This is a genomic window from Streptococcus orisasini, assembly GCF_001431045.1.
Lineage (GTDB): Bacteria > Bacillota > Bacilli > Lactobacillales > Streptococcaceae > Streptococcus > Streptococcus orisasini.
Genome location: NZ_BCLE01000025.1, coordinates 31094 through 53571 on the forward strand (window position 1 = coordinate 31094; position 22478 = coordinate 53571).

Annotated in this window: 15 protein-coding genes; 13 read left to right on the plus strand and 2 right to left on the minus strand. The window is 40.0% G+C overall.

Going from position 1 to position 22478, the window contains the following annotated elements; translation table 11 throughout:
• Positions 1–22: 22 nt before the first annotated feature.
• The 10 genes from SCSH_RS04700 (at position 23) to SCSH_RS04745 (ending at position 15935) form a co-directional block, all read left to right on the plus strand.
• Entirely contained in the window at positions 23–4579 is a 4557-nt protein-coding gene (locus SCSH_RS04700; protein WP_057490735.1) for an antigen I/II family LPXTG-anchored adhesin, read from the plus strand.
• A gap of 39 nt (positions 4580–4618) precedes the next feature.
• On the plus strand, positions 4619–6589 hold the full coding sequence (locus SCSH_RS04705) for an Ig-like domain-containing protein (RefSeq protein WP_057490736.1): 1971 nt from the start codon (positions 4619–4621) through the stop codon (positions 6587–6589).
• Positions 6590–6944: 355 nt separating this feature from the next.
• Positions 6945–8498 (plus strand): degradosome RNA helicase CshA, encoded by a 1554-nt coding sequence (gene cshA, locus SCSH_RS04710; protein WP_057490737.1) that lies wholly within the window; start codon positions 6945–6947, stop codon positions 8496–8498.
• Between the two features lie 1078 nt (positions 8499–9576).
• Complete coding sequence (locus SCSH_RS04715) at positions 9577–10038, plus strand: PTS sugar transporter subunit IIA (protein ID WP_193743683.1); 462 nt, start codon at positions 9577–9579, stop codon at positions 10036–10038.
• Positions 10031–10315 (plus strand): PTS sugar transporter subunit IIB, encoded by a 285-nt coding sequence (locus SCSH_RS04720; protein ID WP_057490738.1) that lies wholly within the window; start codon positions 10031–10033, stop codon positions 10313–10315. The genes SCSH_RS04715 and SCSH_RS04720 overlap by 8 nt, the downstream gene beginning before the upstream one ends.
• A gap of 21 nt (positions 10316–10336) precedes the next feature.
• Positions 10337–11599 carry a PTS ascorbate transporter subunit IIC gene (gene ulaA, locus SCSH_RS04725; RefSeq protein ID WP_057490739.1) on the plus strand — a complete coding sequence of 421 codons (1263 nt, stop codon included), beginning with the start codon at positions 10337–10339 and terminating at the stop codon, positions 11597–11599.
• A gap of 60 nt (positions 11600–11659) precedes the next feature.
• On the plus strand, positions 11660–12280 hold the full coding sequence (locus SCSH_RS04730) for an SIS domain-containing protein (RefSeq protein ID WP_057490740.1): 621 nt from the start codon (positions 11660–11662) through the stop codon (positions 12278–12280).
• Positions 12277–13179, plus strand: coding sequence for a 4-hydroxy-tetrahydrodipicolinate synthase (gene dapA / locus SCSH_RS04735; RefSeq protein WP_057490741.1), 903 nt, complete (start codon positions 12277–12279; stop codon positions 13177–13179). The genes SCSH_RS04730 and dapA overlap by 4 nt, the downstream gene beginning before the upstream one ends.
• A gap of 3 nt (positions 13180–13182) precedes the next feature.
• Positions 13183–13812: a beta/alpha barrel domain-containing protein gene (locus tag SCSH_RS04740; RefSeq protein WP_057490742.1), complete on the plus strand. Its 630-nt coding sequence runs from the start codon at positions 13183–13185 to the stop codon at positions 13810–13812.
• 20 nt (positions 13813–13832) lie between these two features.
• Complete coding sequence (locus tag SCSH_RS04745; protein ID WP_057490743.1) at positions 13833–15935, plus strand: BglG family transcription antiterminator; 2103 nt, start codon at positions 13833–13835, stop codon at positions 15933–15935.
• 164 nt (positions 15936–16099) lie between these two features.
• Here the strand turns inward: SCSH_RS04745 and SCSH_RS04750 are convergent, their stop codons facing one another.
• Positions 16100–17107 carry a GIY-YIG nuclease family protein gene (locus SCSH_RS04750; RefSeq protein WP_057490744.1) on the minus strand — a complete coding sequence of 336 codons (1008 nt, stop codon included), beginning with the start codon at positions 17105–17107 and terminating at the stop codon, positions 16100–16102.
• A gap of 36 nt (positions 17108–17143) precedes the next feature.
• A complete protein-coding gene (locus SCSH_RS04755) occupies positions 17144–18085 on the minus strand; it encodes a polysaccharide deacetylase family protein (protein ID WP_057490745.1) in 942 nt (313 codons plus the stop codon).
• A gap of 448 nt (positions 18086–18533) precedes the next feature.
• On the opposite strand from SCSH_RS04755, the gene SCSH_RS04760 reads away from it, so the two are divergent.
• The 3 genes from SCSH_RS04760 (at position 18534) to SCSH_RS04770 (ending at position 22334) form a co-directional block, all read left to right on the plus strand.
• Complete coding sequence (locus SCSH_RS04760) at positions 18534–19286, plus strand: lysophospholipid acyltransferase family protein (protein WP_057490746.1); 753 nt, start codon at positions 18534–18536, stop codon at positions 19284–19286.
• Between the two features lie 161 nt (positions 19287–19447).
• Positions 19448–20110 (plus strand): helix-hairpin-helix domain-containing protein, encoded by a 663-nt coding sequence (locus SCSH_RS04765; protein ID WP_057490747.1) that lies wholly within the window; start codon positions 19448–19450, stop codon positions 20108–20110.
• Positions 20103–22334 carry a DNA internalization-related competence protein ComEC/Rec2 gene (locus SCSH_RS04770; RefSeq protein ID WP_193743682.1) on the plus strand — a complete coding sequence of 744 codons (2232 nt, stop codon included), beginning with the start codon at positions 20103–20105 and terminating at the stop codon, positions 22332–22334. Before SCSH_RS04765 ends, SCSH_RS04770 begins: the two co-directional genes overlap by 8 nt.
• Positions 22335–22478: the final 144 nt, after the last annotated feature.

The following is a 22478-nucleotide window of genomic DNA, read 5'->3' on the forward strand; positions in this document are numbered from 1 at the left end:
TACTACATAATAAGGAGTAGAGATGAAGCGCAAAGAAACGTTTGGCTTTCGTAAAAGTAAAATCAGTAAGACTCTCTGTGGCACCCTTTTGGGAACTGCTATTATTGTGTCCGTAGCAGGCCAAAGAGTACTTGCTGAAGAAACAACCACGACTTCAACATCAGATGTTGAAACGGCGGTAGTAGGTACGGAGACTGGAAATCCAGCAACCAACCTGCCAGAAAAGCAAGCTAATCCTAGCTCGCAAGCAGAAAATAGTCAGGCTCAAGCAGGTCAGATCGAGGGAAAACTGCCAGTTGAAGTGCCAACAACAGATGTTGATAAAGCGGCTGAAGAGGCTAAAAATGCTGGCGTTAACGTTATTCAAGATGAAACTGTTGATAAAGGAACAGTAAAAACCGCTGAAGAAGCAGCTCAAAAAGAGACGGAAATTAAAGACGATTATGCCAAACAAGCAGAAGAAATCAAAAAAACAACTGATCAATACAAGGCTGATGTAGCTGCTAATCAAGCAGAGACTGATCGTATCAATGCTGAAAATCAGGCCAAAAAAGAACAGTATGAAAAAGATTTGGCTGCTCATAACGCTGAAGTTGCAAGAATCAACGAAGCCAATGCTAAAGCCAAAGCAGATTATGAAGCAAAACTAGCCCAGTATCAAAAAGATTTGGCTGATGTTCAAAAAAACAATGCAGACAATGAAGCGGATTATCAAGCTAAGAAATTAGCCTACGAAACTGAGTTGGCTCGTGTGCAAAAAGCCAATGCGGATGCAAAAGCAGCCTATGAAAAAGCTGTTGCTGAAAATACAGCCAGAAATCAAGCGATTGCAGCAGCGAACGAAGCTATTAAACAGCGCAATGCTAAAGCCAAAGCAGATTATGAAGCCAAATTAGCCCAGTATCAAAAAGATTTGGCTGATGTTCAAAAAAACAATGCAGACAATGAAGCGGACTATCAAGCTAAAAAGACAGCTTATGAGCAAGAATTAGCTCGTGTGAAGAAAGCCAATGCCGATGCTAAGGCTGCTTATGACAAGGCTGTTGCTGAAAATAAGGCTAAAAATGCTGATATTGCAGCAGAAAATGAGGCTATTAAGCAGCGCAATGCGGATGCAAAAGCTAAGTATGAAGCAGCCTTGAAGCAATATGAAGCCGACTTAGCAGATGTTCAACAAAAGAACAAGGATAATGAAGCGGATTATCAAGCTAAAAAGACAGCCTACGAGCAAGAATTAGCTCGTGTGAAAAAAGCCAATGCCGATGCAAAGGCTGCCTATGACAAGGCTGTTGCTGAAAATACGGCCAAAAATCAAGCGATTGCAGCAGAAAATGCAGCTATTAAGCAGCGCAATGCACAAGCAAAATCAGATTATGAAGCCAAATTAGCCAAATATGAAAAAGACTTAGCTAAATACCAAGCCGATTTTGCTGACTATCAAAACAAGTTAAAAGCTTATGAAGCTGCCCTAGTCGCTTACAAGTCTGCCTTGGCAGAGCTGGAAAAACACAAAAATGAGGATGGGTATTTACCTTCACCAGAATCGCAACCCTTTATTTTTGAGCAAGAAAAAAATGCTACCCTCGAAATTACATCGGGAGATAAAGTCTATAATGCTGACGAATTTTATGCCGAAGCAGATAAAATGGACTATATTAAGGCAGATACGCCATTTAATACAGAAAAGAGACGAGTGGCCTATGAACACTTTAGAGGAGGAATTCAAGATAGTGCAGATTGGCCGGGCAAGCGAGTATTTTTACCAAAAGGTAAACCTGTTGTTGCGCGGTATAGCAACCTAAAGAATTCAGAGCTAAATGGTAAAAAGATTGCGTCTGCAGAATTCATATATACGCTAAAAGATACCAGTCTTAATGCCGATAAAATACCTGCGATGCTATATGATGATCCCACACAAACAATATATTATTTTGAGTTCTTTGGTTCGCAGAGTATTGATGTAGAAATTAAGTTTTATGATGAAGATGGAAATCAAATCGATGCAACGGGTGCATTGCTAGATTTTTCTTCACTTAACAGAGGACATGGTTGGGCACAGTATAATGGTATAAATGCAATTGAAAAGGTTAATTATCATACAGGAACGGCCATTGAAATAAACGGCTCTTCTGTAAAAGACAATGGGGATGGCTTATATGCCGCTACTCCAAACTATACTAAGACCAATCAATCGAGATTTGAAAGCAATGAGTGGGATACTACGGATTCCCCAGTGAATTGGTATGGAGCTATTGTTGGTAAACAAACTGGTCCTGACGTTAAATTTACGCTTTCTGCCGAAAACGCTTCGGGAATCTGGTTCGCTTTTGATTCTAAGATAAAGGCCAAGGACATTCCTAATAAACCGATGGAGCCAACGCCACCAGTTGCTCCAACTAAGCCAAATGAACCTGTTTACGAGCTTGAAAAGGAATTGGAACCAGCACCAATAGAACCAAACTACGATCCAGAGCCAACACCACCAACTCGGACACCGGATCAGCCGGAGCCCAATAAACCTGATGAACCTAACTACGAAGTAGAAAAGCCATCCGAACCAGCACCGGTAGAACCCAAATACGATCCAGAGCCAACACCACCGACTCGGACACCGGATCAACCGGAGCCAAACAAACCCGATGAACCTAACTACGAAGTAGAAAAGCCATCAGAGCCCGCACCGGTAGAACCCAAATACGAACCGGAGCCAACACCACCGACTCGGACACCGGATCAGCCGGAACCCAACAAACCACAAGAACCGAATTATGAACCGAATCCAACGCCACCAGTTGAACCTATTTATGAGAAGGTTCCTAATCCGATTAATGTGCCAACTGTTCACTACCGTTACTATAAATTAGCAATACAACCGAGTGTAAGCAAGGAAATCAAAAACAAGGCTAATCTTGATATTGATAAGACCTTGGTTGCTAAGCAGTCAACCGTTAAGTTCCAATTGAAGACAGCTGAACTGCCTGCCAACCGTGAGGAAACCACCTCCTTTGTCTTGGTTGATCCTCTTCCAAGCGGCTATCGGTTCAACCTCGAAGCGACAAAGGTAGCTAGTCCAGACTTTGACGTTGCCTATGATCAAGCGACTCATACGGTAACCTTTACAGCCACCGCTGAAACTCTGGCTATGCTTAACAAGGACTACACCAAGAGTGTAACTGCGCCAGTTCCAACTATTGTAGGACAGGTGATGAATGATGGGGCTGTCTATAAGAATAACTTCACCCTGACGGTCAATGATGCTTATGGTATTAAATCAAACATCGTTCGTGTAACAACACCAGGTAAACCAGAAGATCCAGACAATCCAAATAACAACTACATCAAACCACACAAGGTCAATAAAAATGAAAATGGTACAGTCATTGACGGTAAGACAGTCCTCGCCGGTTCAACCAATTTCTATGAACTGTCTTGGGATCTGGATCAATACAAGGGAGATAAGTCTTCCCCAGATACCATCCAAAAAGGATTCTTCTATCTGGATGATTACCCAGAAGAAGCTTTGACCTTGCGCCCAGAATTGGTCAAAATCGTAGATGCTAACGGAAAGGCTGTAACAGGGATCAGTGTCACTGATTATATCAGTCTTGATACTGCCCCAGAAGAAGTTCGTACTATGCTCCAAAAGGCTAACATCACACCAAAAGGCGCCTTCCAGCTCTTCACAGCCGATGATCCGCAGGCCTTCTATGATGCCTATGTGGTTAAAGGGATTGATCTGACCATTGTGACGCCAATGACCGTTAAAGCCGAGATGGGTAAGACCGGCGGTCAGTATGAGAACAAAGCCTACCAAATTGACTTTGGTAATGGCTATGCGACTGACATCGTTGTCAACAATGTACCTAAGATTGATCCTAAGAAGGACGTCACCTTGACCCTAGATCCAGCCGATACCACCAACATTGACGGCCAGACCGTAGCGCTCAACCAAGTCTTTAACTATCGTTTGATTGGTGGTATCATTCCGAGCGATCATTCTGAGGATTTGTATGAATATACTTTCCGTGATGATTATGATCAGTCAGGCGATGCCTACACCGGTCAGTATAAAGTATTTGCTAAGATTGACATCACTCTGAAAGATGGTACAGTTCTTAAAGCAGGTACAGACTTGACAGCTTATACGACAGCAGATGTTGATATAGACAACGGCATTATTACAATTGCCTTTAAGGAAGACTTTCTGCGTTCTGTTGCTTTGACTTCTGGCTTCCAAGCAGAAAGCTTTATCCAGATGAAACGTATTGCTGCTGGTGAATTTGAGAACACTTATGTCAATATTGTTAATGGTGTTACTTATGGTTCTAATACCGTTCGAACAAGGACACCAAAACCAAATGATCCAGAAGATCCTGCTAAACCAAATACACCGAAAACATCTGAATCAATCCATGTTCGCTACACACCTAAAGCGTCTGAACCAGCAGCTGTCAGCCAAGCAGTCTTGCCAGTTACAGGTGAAGAAAATTCTGTTTACATGCCTTTCTTGGGAGCTGTCAGCTTCTTAACTGCAGCAGGTTTAGCGGGTTATGGATTTAAGCGCAAAAAGCAAGATTAAATTAAAAGCTAGCAAAATTTATTTTTAGGGTATTTATATATGTTTAAAAAGAATCGATTATTAAAGTTATTAATAGCAACAATTACAACTCTGATTTTTCTTCTTCAAACAGGTTCGCAAGTTTTTGCAAAAGACGCAACTGAACGGACTAATATTTCGGTAACTGATTTTACTATCAGTCATAAAGATAATAGCACAGACTCATCTTTTCGATATAATGAAGAGTTTGATTTGAAAATGAATTGGGATGCCAGTGCCTATAAAAATAACTTAAAGGAAGGAGACTATTTTTATATAACTCTTCCTGACAATATGAAATTCCCAGATATTTCTTCAGCAAATAATTTTGATATTACAAATGATAAGGGAGATGTTATTGCTAAAGCTGTTGTTACACCGAATGCTGAAGAAGGAGGCGGAAAGGTTAAGGTAACTTTTACTAAAGAGGTAGAAGATAAGTTTGATATTAAAGGGAAGATTCAATTATCAGCTTCTTTTCACCGTGTGACTAATAATGATGAGAATTCTTTTAGTATCAGTATCGACGGTAAAGTTACATCAACAAAAGTAGACGTAACAGGCCCTAAAACGCTAAATGACGAAGTCATTGCTAAATGGGGAGATGTCGTTCGTGGAAATGATAAGGCTGTGCAATGGTTTGCGCGTATAAATCATAACAAGGGAACTTATAATAATTTCGTTTATGAAGATGAACTCTATGTTACAAACGGTGATTTGAGTGGAATGCAATATATCCCAGATTCATTTCATCTATATGAAGTAGAATTCGATGAATACGGTGGTTTAAGCAAAGTTATTAGAGAAATTGATCTTGCTGACAAACTCGTTATTGACCCTTCAGGCAGTAAGTTTACACTGAATCTTGGCAATATTGATAAAACGCAGTACAGACTGACTTATGGAACGACTTTTATTCCGGGGTCAACATTAAGAAACCGAGCAACAGCCAAGTATGATGGTGGCAATAGAGCTTATGAAGCAAACTATACAAACTCAACTTCAAGTGGCAGCGGCGATGGTAGTTTGACAAGTAAAATTCGTATTCGCAAAGTTGATGAAAAAGATCATAGTATTGCATTGAGCAATGCTAAGTTCACATTAAAGAGCTTGGCCGATGGCTCTACTTATCAATTAACAACAAATAGTAAAGGTGAAGCTACTAGTGGTACTTTAGTTCCCGGGCAATATGAGCTTGTTGAAACAAAAGCACCTGATGGTTATCAATTAGATAAGAAAGTTTATACCTTAACGGTAAGCTCTGGTGAAGCAACGCTCAAGACAATTACAAATAAAAAAGAAGAAACAACTACTACGGAAACTTCTACTACAACAACAGAGGAGCCAACCACAACGACAGCTCCAAGTACCACTGAGGGAACTACAACAGAAGCTTCGACAACGACGTCTGAAGAAACGACCACAGAGGAATCTACGACGACCGAGGCAACCACAACGACTGAGGAGTCGACGACCACGACCGAAGCACCAACCACAACGACAGAAAGTCCAAGTACAACTGAAACTCCAACGACAACAACTGAGGAACCAACCACAACAGCGGCTGAAACGACGACTGAGTCAGTCACAGAAAGCACGACCGAAGCTCCAACGACCACAAGTGACGCTTCTGAGACAACCACCCAAGGTGAGTCGACAACAGAAGGGCTGACAACAACCGAAAGTTCAGCAACTACTACAGAAATGCCGACAACGACAGAAAATCCAAGCACAACTGAAGCTCCAACGACAACAGAAGCACCAGCTACTACAAGCCAGAAAACGACAACAACAGAGTCTGGTACCACTCAGGCACCGGCAGCGACGACATCGTCAGCCGGAACAAGTTCTAAGCAGTCAGGCGGCAAGAAAAAAGCTGCCTCACACGGACTGCCAAGTACCGGTGACGAAAGCGGCTTTGCTCTGTCACTTCTGGGACTTGTAAGTGTTACTGCGATGGGAATAGTTTACTACAGAAAGCATTTTAGTTAAGTTTTAGTTCAAAAGCTGGCTCAGCTCTTTTAGTCCTTTCGAGTTAGGGTCAGTCTTTTGTTTAAATAAAAAGATTTTTAAAATGTCTGACTGTTCTATTATTGCAATAATGCTAAACTAAGCTGAATAACAATTTTCAATTTTTGGTTGATCCCACTCCCTTTTTAATTTTTGAAGCGTATGAGAGCATGGCAGATTTGAATGTTGCTGCAGGTTATGAAATTATAAAATGTATTATTTCTGAAAAGGGACTGAAAAATACATGTTTCGTTTTTATTATGTTATAATAGTTAAGTTGTTAAATAACTAAAGCCTTATAAGGCAGCTTCGCACTGCCTTTTAGAAAGAGAAACCATTGAAATTTACAGAATTAAACTTAGCGAAAGATATTCTTTCTGCCGTTGAAAAAGCTGGCTTTACTGAGCCCTCACCTATTCAGGAATTGACCATTCCTTTGGCCTTGGAAGGCAAAGACGTTATTGGTCAAGCCCAAACAGGGACAGGAAAAACAGCAGCTTTTGGTCTGCCGACCTTAAATAAAATTAATGTTGCCAGCAGCCTTGTGCAGGCTCTTGTGATTGCTCCTACGCGTGAATTGGCTGTTCAAAGTCAGGAAGAGCTGTTCCGTTTTGGCCGTGAAAAAGGAGTAAAGGTTCGTTCGGTTTACGGCGGATCCAGTATTGAAAAACAAATCAAGGCTCTGAAATCAGGTGCTCATATTGTTGTTGGGACGCCGGGCCGCCTGCTTGACTTGATCAAACGCAAAGCGCTTAAACTTAATCATGTTGAAACCTTGATTCTTGATGAAGCCGATGAAATGCTTAACATGGGCTTCTTAGAGGATATTGAAGCGATTATTTCCCGTGTGCCCGAAAACCGTCAAACGCTGCTCTTTTCTGCTACCATGCCTGATGCTATCAAAAATATCGGCGTGAAATTCATGAAGGAGCCAGAGCATGTTAAGATTGCTGCCAAGGAATTGACGACTGATTTGGTTGATCAATATTATGTCCGTGTTAGGGAAAATGAAAAATTTGATACCATGACGCGCTTCATAGATGTGGAGCAGCCAGATCTTGCTATTGTTTTTGGTCGGACCAAGCGTCGGGTGGATGAATTGACCCGCGGTTTGAAACTGCGTGGTTATCGTGCAGAAGGAATTCACGGTGATTTGGATCAAGGGAAACGCCTGCGTGTTCTTCGTGATTTTAAAAATGACAACCTTGATATCTTGGTGGCGACAGATGTGGCTGCACGTGGACTAGATATTTCAGGAGTGACTCATGTCTACAACTATGACATTCCTCAGGATCCAGAGAGTTATGTTCACCGCATTGGTCGTACAGGCCGTGCCGGTAAGCACGGACAGTCTGTGACCTTTGTTGCTCCCAATGAAATGGGCTACCTGCAAATCATTGAAAATCTAATCAAAAAACGTATGAAGGGAATGAAACCAGCAACTGCCGAGGAAGCCTTTCATGCTACTAAAAAAGTCGCTCTTAAGAAAATTGAACGTGATTTTGAAGATGATAAAATCCGTTCTAATTTTGAAAAATTCACTGATGATGCTAAAAAATTGGCTGCTGAATTTTCACCGGAAGAACTGGCGCAGTACATCCTGACTCTAACAGTTCAAGATCCGGAGATGATGCCTAAGGTTGAAATTGCCAGAGAAAAACCGCTGCCCTTTAAATTTGTCGGTGGTAAAGGCAGAGGCCGCGGCGATGACCGCCGTAACGGTCGGCGCGGCCGCAATGACAGCCGCAATCGCGATAGGGGTCGCCGTGAATTCAAGCGGATATCCAACAAGAACCGCAAGGATTTTGAAAACAAGGGCAACAAGCGCCCTCACCGCACCTCGAATGAAAAGAAAAACGGCTTCACTATCCGTAATAAGGGTGACAGATAAGCATTCAAACTCTCTTGAAACCTGTGTTTCAGGAGAGTTTTTTAATTTAAATCAAATGAATAGTTCAGGGGGAATAATCAGAAAATTTACTCTTTTTTTGTGGTTCAGTATCGATTTTATTAAATAACTAGAATTGCCTTTGAATAGGAAAAAATTAAGGATTAAAATGACCATGTGGTTTTTGAAAACTTTCGGAAATATTTCATGCTTGGTTAGAAATTTTATGAAAATAAAAAACAGTAAGGTTCTACCTTGTCTTAGAACTGAAGCAATCGGTGTCGTTTCGGGCGCCTATGCTGGTGCTAAAAATGGTTGGGGAGATGGCGGCTTTTGATAATATACCGTTTTTTGATTAACTTCGCTTGGCCTTATTGTAATGGTTATACTTATCTTATTAAGTAAAACAGACTTAGAAAAGGAAGGACATGTCATGGAAGGATTTTCTGGACTTCTATTAATGCTGGTTCTCTGCGCCTTAGCAGTTATTTCTTACCGCAGTAAACATATTATTGTTTCATTTATTTGCTTTTTTCTTTTTGTTGGTCTTTGTATTTATAGCATTTTACACTAAAAAACAAGCAGCAGGTACTGGTATTTAATAACGGGAGGCGATTGAGATTAATTATGAAGTATATTGTGCTTATAATCATCGGTGCTATATCAGCAATTGTAGGACGAATTATTTTGAATAAACTAAATAAAAACATGGTAACAAAGTGATGCAGTCTTCTCCTATCGGAGATGGTGCAATTTGATGCGCTTGCTGACAGATTTGCAGGACTTGCAAACACAGCTCCTATTTTTCGGCTATAATTTTCTGTCAAGAATGTTGAGGAGATGCTTAAGCAATCTTAATCCTCATGTCTATCATGGTGCCGGGGATTTTTCTGAAAATCTCGAATACTATTAAAAATAAAAGGAAGGCTGGGACAGTATTTGTCTCGGTTTTTTTTGGTGTATTTTTTCTAAAATATTTTTAGAAAAGATGAACCAAATTAAAGTAGAAAGCGCTTTATTAAATGATATGATAGATTTAGAAAATATCTCGAGGTAAATTTGGATGAAAGGAGGGATTAAACTGTTAAGCAAACAATTAAAACGGGCCTTTATTCAGTTAGATATTGATGCTGATAGCTTTGAGGAGGCTATTGAGAAATCTATGCTGCCCCTAAAAGAAGCTGCTGCTGTTTCTCAGCAGTACATTGATGAAGTGATTAAGATTTATCATGAAACAGGTCCCTATATTGTATTAATGAGACATGTTGCTCTGCCCCATGCACCGGGCCATTTTGGAGCCCAAAAAATGGCTATCGGATTTACGAGACTTAAACGTCCCATCGTTTCAGGAAATAAAGATAATGATCCAGTCAAATTCTTATTTCCGCTCAGTGCTCCTGACAGCCACTCGCACATTGCTTTGCTGTCAGAATTGGCGGATTTGCTCGGAAATTCTGATTTTTTGGAGGAAATGGCTCTTGTTAAGGATGCCGATGGATTTATCGCAATTTTAGAAAAATATGAAGGAGATCAAAATGTATAAAGCTTTAGTAGCCTGCCGAGCTGGTGTTGGTTCCAGTTTGATGTTAAAAATAAAAGTAGCAGAAGTCGTGAACGAAAATAATCTGCCTGTTGAAGTGGAACATTCGTCCTTGGATGCAGTTCCTGGATTTGACGGTGACTTTATTATAACTCTTGTCGATGTTGCAGAAGAACTGCGCGAACAAGGGGTTAAGCAGACCGTTATCGGTATGACAAGTGTTGTTGATAAAAATGAGATCAAAGAAAAATTAGAAGCAGCCTTGAGAGAAAAAGAGTAAGGTTTAAAGGAGAACATGATTATGGCATTCATTATTAGTTTTTTAAGTACGCCTGCTGTTTTATTGGGATTGGTTGCTATGATTGGTCTTTTGGCACAGAAAAAACCGATGACAGATGTTTGGCGGGGGACGTTTAAGACTATTATTGGTTTTTTGGTATTCAGTGCAGGCGGTTCCTTGATGACAACGGTTCTGCAAAACTTTAATACCCTCTTTCAAACCGGCTTTAAAATTACAGGTGTCATTGCTTCGCCGGAAGCAGCAACGGCTCTGGCTCAGACTTCTTTTGCCTTGGCTACCAGCTGTACCCTTATTTTAGGCTTTGTAATGAATCTTATTATCGCCCGTGTGACGCCTTTTAAAAATATATTCTTTACGACAGGGCACAGCCTGTTCTTTGCCTGTGTGTTAACCCTTATTTTTAAAGCTCATCATTTTTCTGATTTAGCAACTATTTTACTGGGCGGTACCCTTTTGGGCTTCTTTTCTGCCTTTTTGCCTCAGCTCTGCCAGCCTTTTATGAGAAAGATTACCGGCAGTGATGCGGCTGCGATTGGTCATTTTAATATGGTTGGCTATGCGCTTTCAGGCTATATTGGAAAATTGTTCAGCAAGCACGAAAAAAATTCCACAGAGAATATCAATTTCCCTAAATGGCTGTCTTTCTTTCGCGATTTTCTGATGGGTGTAGCCGTAATTATGCTGGTTCTGTTCTATGTATCAGTCTTTGCCGCGGGCAAAGCAGCAACTGACAAATTAGCGGGCGGAACACACTGGCTGGTATTTCCTTTTGTTCAAGCCTTTACCTTCACAGCAGGAATGTCTGTTTTGATGACAGGTGTTAGGATGTTCTTGGCTGAGATTACTGCTGCCTTTGTTTCTATTTCAGAAAAATTTATTCCAAATTCCCGTCCTGCCCTGGATGTGCCAACAGTCTTTCCTTACGCTCCGACAGCTGTCATTGTAGGTTTCTTGTCTTCTTACACCGCTGGATTGTTTGCTGTTTTAATCATGGCAGCCTTGAAGTTTCCGGTAATCATTATTCCGGCTGCTCATATCTGTTTCTTTTCTGGCGGAACAGCAGGAGTATTTGGCAATTCTACCGGAGGCTGGCGAGGAGCTGTTTTAGGCTCGTTTGTTGTTGGTTTGCTTCTGGCCTTTTTACCAGTCGTTCTTTATCCACTGTACGGTTCCTTGGGCATTGAAGGCTCAACCTTCCCAAATGTGGACTATAATGTTATGGGCATTTTACTCCATAAGCTGCTGAGTCTGTTTGGGCTGTAATCATTTAACTTGACAAGGAATTTCTTGTTAAGTTTTTTTAGAAGAAAGTGGGAATTGAATATGAATACAGAAACTGTAACAAACTACATTAAGGCAATAGAAGAAAACTATAATCATTTTTTGAAAACTGTAGCTATTGAAGACTTGGAAAAAGCTGCTGATTTAATTTTGACCAGTCAAAAAGAAAAGGGTCGGGTTCATGTGACTGGAATAGGAAAACCCAGCCATGTTGCCCAATATATTTCAGCTTTGCTGTCATCAACAGGAACCAAGGCTTATTTTTTAGATGCTACCGAAGCTGTCCATGGTTCTGCTGGTCAAGTTGAATCAGGAGATGTTGTTATCGCTATTTCAAACAGCGGAGAAACTTCGGAATTAAAAGCCACGGTTTCAGCGCTGAAAAACATTGGTGCCAAATTAATTGGAGTCAGTGGTGGGAAAGAGTCGTGGCTAAAGAAAGAATCAGATGTTTTTCTTTATGCCGGTGTTGCAAGTGAAGGAGACTCGACCAATAAACCGCCGAGATTATCTATTTTAGCAGAAGTAACTGTTTTGCAGTGTCTGTCTATTTTGCTGCAAGAAGCATCAAACCTAACGATGGAAAAATATTATAGATGGCATCCGGGAGGCCGTCTGGGGGACTCTGTCAAAAAGCAATTAGAGGCGGTGAATAAGTCATGAAAATAAAGGGACTGATTACGGCAATGGTGACGCCCCTGGATGAAAAGGGCATTAATGAAGCAGCAACTCGCCGTTTGGTTAATCGTCTCATTGCAGAAGGTGTGAGTGGTCTTTTCATTCTGGGAACAAATGGTGAGTTTTATGCTTTGAGCAGGGAAGAAAAGGAGAAATTAGCTGCTCTTGTTGTTGAAGAAGTTCACGGCCGTGTTCCTGTTTTTGCAGGTTCAGGCGGTATTTCTACTGCCCAAGTTATTGAGTTGTCTAATCGGTTTGCAGAACTGGGAGTCGATGCTCTTTCTGTCATTACGCCTTTTCTGATGAAGCTGACAGACAGAGAGCTGATAAATCATTATAAAGAAATTGCTCGTGCGGTTTCGCTGCCGATTATTCTCTATAATATTCCAGCAAATACAGGCAACAATATCTCAGCAGCAGTTTATCAGGAGCTGTTGAAAATACCTTCTATTGTCGCCATTAAAGACAGCAGCGGAGATTTACAGCAGCTGAAGACCTACATAAAACATAATCACCGAGATGATTTTGCTGTTCTGGTTGGGTCTGACTCTAAAATTTTGGCAGGCTTGCAGCTGGGAGCTGACGGTGCAGTGGCTGCCACATCAAATGTCTTAACAAGGACAGATGTTGGCATATATGAGTCTTTCAGAAAAAATGATTTAGAGACCGCTCGACAGCTGCAAAATAGTATTGAAGACTTTCGATACCTACTGAAACTTTCGAGTGTTCCAAGTGTTCTGAAATATTCGATGAATATGATTGGCTATCAGGTTGGTTCCCCTAAACTGCCGATTCTGCCAGTTTCAAAAAAATTTCACGATGAGATAAAAAAGACCTTGGAAAGCTATAAGGTTGTTGAAGCATTTGACTTTGTAAAGGAGTAAAAGATGAGAAAATTAGCAGTATTAAATCGCATTCATGATGAAAAAGTCATGGCCATTGTACGGGTTGATAATCTAGAGAGAGCCAAGGAAATAGCTGAAGGCTGTTTGGAAGGCGGCATTTCCATTCTTGAAATCAGTTATACCAATAATAATGCCGGAGATATAATCGAACAGCTGCATGCTATTTATGGTGACGAGCTGCTAATCGGTGCTGGGACTGTTTTAGACAGTGAAACCGCCAGACAGGCCATGTTAAAGGGGGCACAGTTTATTATTGCTCCAAATTTTAGCAGCAGTGTTGCCAGCATTTGTAACAGATATCATATTCCTTACATGCCGGGCTGCTTTTCGCTTACTGAGGTAACGGATGCCTTGACAGCAGGAGCTGATATGATCAAGGCCTTTCCTTCTTCTGCCTTTTTCGGGCCTAAAATCGTCTCAACCATCAAGGTTCCCCTGCCCTATGTTCCTATATTATCATCAGGCGGAGCTACTGTAGAAAATATTAAAGACTGGCTGGAAGAAGGGGTTGACTGCATTGGCATTGGCACCCTGTTGACTAAGGGAAGCAAGACCGAAATTGCTGAAAATGCTAGAAAAATAAGGGCAGCTATCTCTAACTTTAAACAATAAATTCTAATGAGGAGAGCGTTTTGATAGATCAAAGAACCAAAAGAGTAATTGAAAATCTTATCGAAAACAACTGTGTATCCAGAACGGCACTTTTAAGCAAACTCTCATTAACAAACAATCAATTAAACTATGCCATTGAAAAACTCAATGATATCTTTATTGACAACCATAAACCAACGATTCAGCTAAAGAATGATCTGATTATGTTGTCTACTCAGAGTGCTCAGTTTTCCATTGATTTTTTGCAAGATGGAGCGGTGTTTAAAAACTATGAATTAAACACCGAGGAAAGAAAAAGATACATTTTGTTCATGCTTTATTATTATGTTAATGATTTTCTGTCTGTCAATCATTTTCTAAGTTCAATGTCTATCAGCAAGTCTACCTTCATGAATGATTTGAAAAAATTGGGAGCTGAACTGAAGCTAAAAAATATCAAAATTGAGTACTCCAGAAAAATCGGCTATCATCTTGTTGGGCGTGAATCAGAAATCAGGTATGATGTTCTGGAGCGTATTCTGAAAGATTTAAACAGCCAAGAGTTTGATTTTTTCTATCGCTATTTCTTAGCCCATGAGAAAATAGCTTATAAGGATCAATTAAAGTTAAAAATAAGCAAGTATCTAAAGAAATATGAGTTGCAGCTGCCTGAAAACAGATCAAATGAGCTCTATTATGCCATCTTGCTCAATATTCCCAGGATGGCAGCTGAAGGTCTGTTTCAGTATGATGAAACAGACCTAGCTCTTATCAAGGAATTGAAAGAATACCGTCTGTCAGGAGAGCTGCTAAAGGAGCTGGTGGCTATTGACAATCAATACGCACAGATGTTTGTTGCAGGCTTGATTTTAAGCTCAGGGAATGGCATTCCCAATGCTCATTTTTCAGATCACAGGCTCATCCATTTTTTGACAAATCAGAGCTTAACACGCTTTGAATCCCTCATGGGAATTGAAATGGACAATCGAAAGTTTATTTACGAGCAGCTCTACACTCATATCAGACCGGCCTTTTACCGCATACTTTTTAATTTGCCCATTGTCAATGTTCTCCATGAAAAAATCATTCAGGAATACCGTAACATTTATCAGATTACAAAAGAGGTGATGCAGTTTTTCAAGCCGATAGTCGGCAAGGATATTCCTGAGCAGGAAATCTCTTTTATTACCCTTTACTTTGCCAGCATTCTGCAGGACTGCTCTTTAAATTTAAAAAGAAATCAGTGTAAAGCAGTGATTGTCTGCCAAAGCGGGGTAGGAAGTTCAGTCATACTGCAAAAAGAACTCAAGGCCTTATTTCCGGGTATCAGCTTTTTAGGCCCTTATTCAGTCAGTGATTTATTGCAGCTGGAAGATGATTTTCAGCTTATCTTTACGACAGTATCTGATATACAATTTGCAAAACTGCATAAACCTGTCTATAAAGTCAATCCTATCATGACTGATGAGGAGCGAATTCAGCTTGTAAGAGATGTCAATGGCAATGACAGTTTGCAAACCCAGGATTTGCAATCCCTGATGACGATTATCAGAAATCATAGCAGTATTGATGACGAAAAATTACTGGAAAAGGAACTGACCAAGTTCATGTTCCACCAATCCTCAGCAAGAATACCGCCAGAAATAAAAAAAGCCCCTGAAATCCTGGGCCTGATGGATTTATTAACAACAGAAACTATCTTGATTGAAGAAGACAGCCCGTCCTGGCAGCAGTCAGTCAAGCAGCTGGGTCAAATTTTATATGAGACAGGCTGTATTGAAAACAGCTATATCAGTGCTATTATTGATAATTTAAATAAGCATGGTCCCTTTATGGTTATTTCTGAAGGCATTGCTTTACTGCATGCTAAACCTGAGACGGGTGTCAAAAAGTTAGGCGCCGCTCTGTCAGTTTTTAAAAAGGCTCTTGACTTTATGGGCAAGCCAATTTCTTTGCTGTTTATGATATCAGCAGTTGATTCCTATCAGCATATTGGGGTCATTGAAAATATCGTTAAAATCTGCGAAAGTGACTCCCTATTGCGTGACCTAAAGTGCTGCAGCAGTAATTTGGATGTTTATCTTATTTTACAGGAATTTTTGCTGCCAGAAGCTAAAGGTCTGCTCAGCACCGTGGATTTTTAGACGGTAAAAGCAGATAAGTCCCTTTAGTACTTATCTGCTTTTTTCAATCTATGCCTATGCAGCATCAACTATTGACGAAGTAGTTGAAAGAAAACCTGTTGATTTTTGTCAACCTAGAGTTCCCTCGGCACACAGTTCATTGGGTACTCATTGGAAAAATCAGTTCAGTTTTTATCCCTTGTCTTTTCAGCAATGTAGCGCAGTTTTTGATCGCGTGTTTTTTGTTTGAATTTTGCTTCAGCACTCATAGCAGCATTTTTGTGGTTAAAAGTTTCAACATAAACCAATTCAACCGGCAGTCTCGTTTTGGTGTACTTTGCTCCTTTGCCTGCCTGATGGGTAGCCAAACGTTTGTCAATATCGGTCGTGTAACCAGTGTAGAGGCTGCCGTCAGCACATTTGAGGACATACATATAGGCCTTGTGATCTTTACCAAAATAAATATCATGAATCTCATCGGTATAATCACCATTATTCTTATGGACAATTAAAGGCGGCAGGAACTTCATACCGTCAGGAGAACCGTCTTTGATAGCCTCGATTAACAGCATATTAGCTTCTTTATTAGCCTTAGGATAGACAAACTGCACTCTCTTAGGAGCCAGTTTATACTGTTTTAAAGTGTCAATTATCTCTAAAAAACGCTCAGGCCGGTGCACCATAGCCAAGCGTCCCTTGGTTTTTAATGCTTGTTGACTGATTTGGCAAATTTCGTCAAGGTTGGTTGTGATTTCATGCCGAGCTAAAAGATAGTGCTGGCTGGCATTTTTCTTAGATGTTTCTGTCGCTTTGAAATAGGGTGGGTTGCAAAGAATTAAATCAACACGTGATCTGGGTACATGAGTCATGAGATTTTTTAAATCATCATTCACCATAGAAACTTGCTGACTTAAATCATTAAGCTCAATAGAACGCCTTCCCATGTCAGCCAGCCGTTCCTGAATTTCAATCTCAATAATCTTGGCCTTTGTTCTAGTTGAGGCAAAAAGTCCAACAGCTCCGTTTCCAGAACACAGGTCAACGATCAGTCCCTTGCTGGGGAATTTTGGAAAACGCGAAAGTAGAACACTGTCAATCGAATAAGAAAAGACATCTTTATTTTGAATAATTTTAACATCAGTTGAAAAGAGCTGGTCAATTCGCTCTTTCTTTTTTAAAAGGGAATTCTTCATGGGATTTATTATAACAAAAAAGCAAAACTCTGTCTGTCACTTCAATATGCCAAAGCTGTAGCCCCGATCTTTATAATATTGAATAACTTGCGGAAGGCTGGCCAGTGTAATTGTTTTATCAGCAGTGTCATGCATAAGAACAACCTGAACATTAGGATTTGCGGCGACTTTGACAGTATTATCAAGGAAAGCCAGCATACTGTCTACTGATTGTGGCCTTCTTCCTAAGGGCTCCGCATCACCAACCATGGCATTCCAGTCAATCCACTGGATTCCCCTGTTGGCCAATTCTTTATCTGAAGCCTCTAGTCCTGTCCAGGACAAATGACCGCCTGGATAACGCCACACATTGGATTGGAAATTTTGTCCAAGCTGGGCTTTAAGAGCATTCTGAGTTTGATCGGCCTCACTGATAATTTGGCGGCTGTTGCCGACACGATTAGGATACAAGAGTGAATAAACATGGGAAAAACTGTGAGTCCCAATAGCGTGCCCCTCAGCAATCTGTCTTTGTAAGATAGGCTTAGTTTTATCATTAACGTTACAACCCAGCACAAAAAAAGTTGCCGGAACTTTCTTTTGTGCAAGAACATCTAAAATCTGCGGGGTCATTTTGGGATCCACCCCGTCGTCAAAGGTTAAAAAGACCAATTTTTTATCAGTTGAAGCATTTTTATCAGCCATCATCTGCCGGATAAACTCTGTCGAATAAGCATAATTTTCAGCTTGATTATTGTGATTGCTGCCAGTTCTCAAAGCAGTAGGACTGGGTTTTGCAGGTTTTGGCCTTGGTTTTTTGGTTTTGACAGCTTTGCTGGTTTTGATTTGTTCTTGTCGATGTGTTTGCGGTAATTTCAGCTGAATAAGGATAAGGCTTAAAACAAGTCCGCAAATAAATATACTAAAGAGTAAGTTAGCCCCTTTTGCTGTTGAGAAAAAATTTTTCTGCAACTTTTTCCAATAATCTTTATATTTCATTCATCTTTCTCCTCAAAATCAAACAATTTTATTATACACTAAATAGCAGCTCTATGATATTTCTTCTGTAAAAAATGTTAAATTTTTAGTATAATGGAATCATTATCATGTGATTAAATTGAAGAGGTAGCCAATTCACTATGGTGATTGGCGTTTGTTATCAAGTGCGAAGCACTTAGATAACATTCCTCTGCCGTATCTTACTAATCGAACACGGGCTAAAATCCTAGTAAAAAAGATAAACTTCCTTGTGTCTTAGGGACACAGCGTCAGTTTCCTATTTTTATACGGATTTTTTAACGCCCTTTGTATCTTACTAATTGAACACAGGCTAAAAGCGTCGAGAAAAAGAAAGCCTACCTGATGCGCCAAAGCGCATGGCGTTAGGCTCCTATTTTCTTCTCGCTTTCTTAACGCCCTTTGTATCTTAATAAAAGGAGAATTGACAGTGTTTTACACTTACCTGCGCTCTTTGCTTGTCTTTTTAATTTGGGCTGCCAATGGCAATATTCATTACCACCATCGAAAGAAGCTTTTGCCTCAGGATGAAAACTATGTTTTGGTAGCTCCCCACCGTACTCTCTGGGATCCAATTTTTTTAGCATTTGCAGCTCGGCCCAAGCAATTTATCTTCATGGCTAAGAAAGAACTTTTTGGCAACCGAGCCTTTGGCTGGTGGATTCGCATGTGCGGAGCTTTTCCTATAGACCGGGAAAATCCAGGAACTGAAGCTATCCGCTACCCTGTGACAATGCTTAGAAAGAGCGATCGTTCTCTTATTATGTTCCCAAGCGGCAGCCGCCACTCCTCTGATGTTAAGGGAGGTGTTGCTGTTATCGCTAAAACTAGTAAGGTTAAGATTATGCCAGCGGCCTATGCTGGACCTACTTCTATTAAGGGACTGCTCAAGCATGATAGGATTGATGTGACTTTTGGAAATCCTATTGATATTTCAGATATTAAGCGTATGAATGATGAAGGTATTGAAAAGGTCTCCCACCGTATTGAAGAAGAATTTGCTCAGATGGATGCAGAAATTGCAACCTTTAAAGATGACAGCCGTCCGAGCTGGTGGAGCTTAATTTACCGCATACCAGCTATGATTTTAGTAGCTGTTGTGCTGGGCTTAACCTATCTCTTTTCATGGTTTGCTAGCTTTGTTTGGAATCCTGAAAAACATCGGGAAAAGAAATTAAAATAATTATACTTAAAGAAAATTGTTAGAAAAACTGAATGAAATAGTCAGCTTTTCTAATGATTTTTTATTTTTGCCTACAAGCAGAAAAGGAGCTATTTGACAAAATCTTTTTTAACTGCTCAGTTTTTTCTTTAGTTTACGAATAAATAGGTAAGGAGAATTATATGACAGAAGAAATCCTAGATAAACTTAAAGAAAACAAATGGCTGCTTGCTGCAGTGACTGCTTTTGCTATATTAGGACTAGGTTTTTATTTTCTTTCTTCAAGCAAAAAAGAAGCTAAAAATTATTGGCAACATTCACAAGAGCCGTCCCTTTCGACAACAAGTCTAGCTATTCATTCAGAGAAAGTAAAGAAAACACAAGCTGCCTCAAAAATAATGGTTGATATTAAAGGAGCCGTTAAAAACCAAGGAGTGTATAATCTGCCTGCTGGCAGCCGTGTCAATGACCTTATTGAGAAGGCGGGTGGTTTTTCTGAGAAAGCCGACCGAAAGTCAGTCAATCTTGCGCAAAAATTGCAGGATGAGGCTGTTATTTACGTAGCAGCAGTCGGCGAAAATATTAGTGCTGTTGGCAATTCACAAGAAGGAACCATCGGTCAAGCTCAAACCACTCAGTCAGCAGCAAAAGATAAGATTAATTTGAATTCTGCCAGCCTTGCTGAGCTTCAAACGATTTCTGGAATCGGGGAAAAACGAGCCCAGGATATTATTGATTATCGTGAAAGTAATGGTGGCTTTCAATCAATTGAAGACTTGAAAAATATTTCTGGCATCGGAGAAAAGACAATTGAAAAACTAAAGGACTTGGTGAGCATTGATTAAAATTTTTCCAATAAGACCCATTTATCTGGCTTTTTTAACTGTTTTAATCTATTTTTTGGTCTACCATTTTTCTTTAATAACAGTTCTTTTAGTTTTTTTAAGTTTTCTTTTTCTTATTGCTCAGTATGATCGCAAGACGTGTTTCAAAACTGTCTCCTTTTTATTATTTTTTGTGCTGTATTTTTATCTGTCCTACCGGCAGGCAGAATATGACTATCAAAATGCTCCCAAACAAATTAATCAGCTTAGAATTATTCCAGATACTATCAGTCTTAATGGTGACAGCCTTAATTTTCGGGGGAAATCAGGTTCTAAGATTTATCAAGCCTTTTATACTTTAAAAAGTCAAAAAGAAAAGCGTTACTTTGAAAATCTTTGGAAAACAAGCAATATGAGGGTATCTGCTGATTTGACTGAAGCTGACAGTCAACGGAATTTTGGTGGCTTTGATTATCGAAGTTATTTAAAAACGCAAAAAATTTACAGGCTGGCTACTATTAAGAAAATAGAGAGAGTGCAGCCTGTACAAGATTTATCTTTATTTGACTATTTGCATGAATGGCGGCGCAGGGCTTTTGTAGCTGTTAATCATAAATTTCCAGTCCCTATGCGTCACTATATGACGGGGCTGCTGTTTGGCTATTTGGATAAATCTTTTGATGAAATGAGTGATATTTATTCTAGTTTAGGCATTATTCACCTTTTTGCCCTTTCAGGAATGCAGGTTGGTTTTTTTATAGGTTATTTTCGTTACCTAGGTTTACGTTTAGGAATAAGGCGAGATTATATGAATTGGCTGCAGCTTCCTTTTTCCTTGCTTTATGCAGGTTTAACAGGCTTCTCAGTATCTGTTGTCCGCAGCCTTTTGCAGAGCAATTTGGCCAATCTTGGTTTTACAAAAACGGATAATTTTGCAATAACTATAATGCTTATGTTTTTTATGATGCCTCATTTCCTTTTAACAGCAGGAGGAGTGCTCAGTTTTGTTTATGCTTTTATTTTGAGCATGATTGACTTTCGGCACTTATCACAGCCGAAGCGATGGGGTGCCCAGATGCTGACATTGTCTTTGGGTGTTCTGCCCTTTCTGATGTGGTATTTTAGCAGTTTTCAGCCCTTGTCTGTTTTTTTGACTGCAATTTTTTCACTTATTTTTGATGGACTTATCCTGCCAATTCTGACAGTCGTTTTCCTTTTATCGCCTTTTGTATTGCTGACGAAGGTCAATTTGTTTTTCATTTTTCTAGAGCGAATAATTGTTTTTATTAATCAAATTTTTAGCCGTCCTTTTGTCTTAGGTCAGCCATCTCTTTGGGTTTTAGTGTTTATGCTGCTGATTTTAGGCTTGCTTTATGATTATCGCAATAAAAGAAAAATTGCAGCTGTGCTTACTGCGAGTTTTATTCTTTTACTTTTAATAGCGAAAAATCCTCTGGTTAATGAAGTTACAATTCTTGATATTGGACAAGGAGACAGCATTTTTTTGCGAGATATCAAGGGAAAAACAATTCTGATTGATGTAGGTGGACGAGTAGTTTTTTCAAGACCAGACAAATGGCAGGAACGTGTGAGCACTGCTAATGCTGAAAAAACATTGATTCCCTACTTGAAAAGCCGTGGGGTCAGCAAGATTGATCAGATGGTTCTCACACATACTGATGCAGATCATGTAGGCGATATGAAAACTGTGGCCAAAGCATTTAAAATTGGTGAGGTTTTAGTTAGTTCAGGCAGTCTGACGAATGCAGATTTTACAGCCAAACTAAAAAAGATGCAGGTCAAAGTAGCTGTCCTTAAAGCTGGCGACAGACTGCCTCTTATGGGGAGCCAGCTCCATGTGCTTTATCCCTTTAAAACGGGAGACGGTGGCAATAATGACTCTGTGGTTCTTTATGGCAAACTTTTAAATTTAAGCTTTCTTTTTACAGGAGATTTAGAGAAAGAAGGAGAAGAAAAACTGATGACGGCCTATCCCAGATTAAAAACCGACGTTTTAAAGGCAGGCCACCATGGTTCTAAAGGTTCTTCTTCCTTAAATTTTTTAAGACAGATTCAGCCTAAAACAGTTCTTATTTCAGCAGGCAAAAACAATCGTTACGGCCACCCTCATCAAGAAACTCTAAAGCGCATAGCCAAAGTTAAAAGTAGGGTTTACCGAACAGATCAGCAAGGAGCTCTCCGTTTTAAAGGAATCAGAAGCTGGACCTTTGAAACAGTAAGGTAGAATTAGTGGATCAGACTGAAGAAAAAGTCAATTTTTATCAAAAGAACTATTGTGTTATGATACTTTCCTTAGGTAGCACGGACGGCAAAACCAAACGCCAACGCTATAGCTTTTGCATTAGATTGCCGTTAGAAATAGTATCGA

Bases quoted from the DNA above. Each gene is read 5' to 3' on its own strand.
- SCSH_RS04700 (WP_057490735.1), top strand. From the start codon at position 23: ATGAAGCGCAAAGAAACGTTTGGCTTTCGTAAAAGTAAAATCAGTAAG.
- SCSH_RS04705 (WP_057490736.1), top strand. From the start codon at position 4,619: ATGTTTAAAAAGAATCGATTATTAAAGTTATTAATAGCAACAATTACA.
- SCSH_RS04720 (WP_057490738.1), top strand. From the start codon at position 10,031: ATGTATAAAGCTTTAGTAGCCTGCCGAGCTGGTGTTGGTTCCAGTTTG.
- ulaA (WP_057490739.1), top strand. From the start codon at position 10,337: ATGGCATTCATTATTAGTTTTTTAAGTACGCCTGCTGTTTTATTGGGA.
- SCSH_RS04730 (WP_057490740.1), top strand. From the start codon at position 11,660: ATGAATACAGAAACTGTAACAAACTACATTAAGGCAATAGAAGAAAAC.
- dapA (WP_057490741.1), top strand. From the start codon at position 12,277: ATGAAAATAAAGGGACTGATTACGGCAATGGTGACGCCCCTGGATGAA.
- SCSH_RS04740 (WP_057490742.1), top strand. From the start codon at position 13,183: ATGAGAAAATTAGCAGTATTAAATCGCATTCATGATGAAAAAGTCATG.
- SCSH_RS04750 (WP_057490744.1), bottom strand. From the start codon at position 17,107: ATGAAGAATTCCCTTTTAAAAAAGAAAGAGCGAATTGACCAGCTCTTT.
- SCSH_RS04755 (WP_057490745.1), bottom strand. From the start codon at position 18,085: ATGAAATATAAAGATTATTGGAAAAAGTTGCAGAAAAATTTTTTCTCA.
- SCSH_RS04765 (WP_057490747.1), top strand. From the start codon at position 19,448: ATGACAGAAGAAATCCTAGATAAACTTAAAGAAAACAAATGGCTGCTT.